We start from the raw sequence: 218 nt of genomic DNA, 5'->3' as shown, positions 1-218 counted from the left end.
GCGATCGTGCTGTGCCTGATCGCGGTCGCGCTCGGCCCGATCGCCGCGCCGAAAGTGGATGCGCTGGCGCAGCCTGCAGGGACGTTGATATATCCCTATGTGGCGACGACTTGGCTGATCTTCGGCGTGCTGCTTCTCGCCGCTTTGATCTCGATGACCAGAATACCGTCCGTCGTCGAAGCGGTTGTGCTTTTCATCGGTGCGCATCTGACCGCCTG

Annotated in this window: 1 pseudogene; it reads left to right on the top strand. The window is 61.9% G+C overall.

The features are described from left to right. Window positions 1-218, top strand: a pseudogene (locus tag EOB49_RS36235) (ABC transporter permease); the annotation flags it as partial.

Origin of the sequence: Mesorhizobium sp. M7A.F.Ca.MR.148.00.0.0, from assembly GCF_003997735.1 — a bacterium.
Lineage (GTDB): Bacteria > Pseudomonadota > Alphaproteobacteria > Rhizobiales > Rhizobiaceae > Mesorhizobium.
The sequence above is the reverse complement of the archived record's forward strand: the minus strand, read 5'-3'. Positions and strand labels throughout refer to the sequence as shown.